At 64.1% G+C, this 2,206-nt stretch carries 1 pseudogene; it reads right to left on the bottom strand.

The features are described 5' to 3' along the window. Positions 1-2,206: pseudogene (locus L9Z73_RS29515) on the bottom strand (hemagglutinin); the annotation flags it as partial.

Genomic DNA, 2,206 nt, shown 5'->3' with positions numbered 1-2,206 from the left:
AACAGGTCGCTGGCCTTGGCGATGCCGGTGGCCGTGTCAATCTCGCCACCGATGCTGATCTTGCCGCCGTCGCGCACCTGGCCGTAGGTGCGACCAAGGTAATCCAGCGCTGTCACCGCGCGCGCCGAGACATCGATCAACGCGTGCTCGCCGATCCAGATCGAGCGGCCATGGCCGATGGCGTTGGCCTGCTCCATCGCCTGGGGCACAACCGCCGGGCTACCCAGACTGACAGTGCCGCCCCAGGCATTGAGGGTGCCCTCCAGGGTCAGTTGCCCGACACTGCGCAGGTTGATGGCCTGCCCCGGGTCGACCGTGATCACTGCGCCTTGGCCGACCGTCAGCGCCGTGGTTGCCAACTGCGCCGCCGTGGAATCCGCGTGCCCGGCATTCAGGTTCAAGCTGGCACCACGGCGCTGGGTGAGCACGCCCTTGGCCGCGTCTTCCTGGTATACCGACGAGGTCCAACGTTCCAGGGCCTTAGCCGGGTCGCTCCCGGTAGGCATGTTCAAGGCTTGTTCGCCCTGCCGCAAAACGGGCGCGATGACCTCCACCTGGGTGCCGTCGGTAACGATCAGCCCTTCATTACCGGTAATGTCATAGGCCGAGAAGCCTTTGTTGAAAAAATCGCCGGCCAATTTCAAGGTATCCGCAGCCGGCACGTCGGTGCTATCGCCGATCTGCACCTGGCGCGCCTGCAACGCCAGCGTGCCGCCGCCGTTGACGCCATAGCCGAGCACCTCACCTTGCACCCCCAGCGCACCGAGCGCAGCCAGGGTCACGTCACCGCCCTTGCCGCCTGCGAGCGTGCCATTCACGCCAAGGGTGCCGCCGGAAGAGGCCTCCACCACGCTGCCTGCGCCCAGGTTTACGTCGCCGGTGCTGCGAAGCGACACCTTGCCGCCATTCACATAGGCAACGCCGCCGATGCTGGAAGAGTCCAGCGCCAGGTTGTTCCAGCGCCCGCTGGTATCGAGCCTGACCCCACCGGCCACCCTGACCCCGGCGCTGCCCGCCAGGATCGTATCGACCACCTGCCCTTTCGTCGGGTCGACCTGGCTGAGGATGTTGCCCACGTTGAGGGTGCCGCCATGGGCCGTCAGGTTGGCGTTGATGTTGACCCCTGGCCCGAACAGGGTTATATCGCCGCCGTCCGCCACCTGCAGCGCAGCGTTGACGCTCATTTGCTGTCGGGCCCCGACCTTGATCGCGCCCAGTTGGTAGCCGTTGAGCTGATCGCTGTCGAGCACCATCTTGCCTTGGCGATCCGCCGGCAGCGCGGTGGTGAGGTCCAGGCCCTCGGCGATTTTCTGCGTATTGCTGTCGATCAGCACCTGGTCGGTGGTCGCGCCCAATGCATAACGCAAGGTGCCGGTGGTCTTGTTGTAGATCGGTAGGTATTGGCCAATGATCAACTGCGCGCGCTGGGCCTGGGCCTTCTGCGATTGCTGGTAGCCATCGAGGTTGATATTCGCCGCCTGGGTCTGGCGTTCGCCCTGGAACACGTCGCTGATCAGTTGCCCTTCCAACACCGCGCTGGCAGTGCCGACCACCAGCTTGCCGGCATCGCGGCCCACGGTGTAACCGGACTCGTAACGGCGTTGCGTGGCGATCATCGGGTTGTAGTAGTACTCGGTCTGGCCCCAGCGTTTACTGGTGTCTTCAAAGCCCTTGTAGAAGCCGGAGTAGAGAATGTCGCCCGGGGCTCTGGACACTTCATACAAACGCCCATCGGGCCCCCTCAGCCAAGTCTGTTCGATATAACCGGCCTGCACATCCACGGTGCCGCCCGACAGGTTGATCTGCGCGCCCTTCTGAGTCACCACATCCTTGCCGGTAAAGGTCACGGTGCCGCCCTGGGCCATCCACTCGCCCACCGAGTGGCCCTGGGTGCCGAGGTAACCACCGACTTCCAGCAAGCCGCCGGCGGTGTACCAGCGGTCCGTTGCATAACCGTTGGTGCCCGCCGGTACAAACACCAGCTCGCGCAGGTCGACCCACACGTCGTTGTTGATCAGTTTGCCGTCGTCACGGTTGACCGACGCATCGCGCTGCTCGTTGCCCTGCACGTTGATCTTGATGTTGTTGGCTTCCATCGACACCTTGACGCCGACCGCGCCGGACACATCGATCATCGCCCCATCGCGCACCAGGCTGCGGGTGCGGGTCAACTGCTCCAACTCTCTTTCACATAACTGTAACAGCA

The organism is Pseudomonas emilianonis, from assembly GCF_023072625.1.
GTDB classification, from domain to species: Bacteria; Pseudomonadota; Gammaproteobacteria; order Pseudomonadales; family Pseudomonadaceae; genus Aquipseudomonas; species Aquipseudomonas paraveronii.
This window is presented reverse-complemented; position numbering and strand designations above follow the sequence as displayed.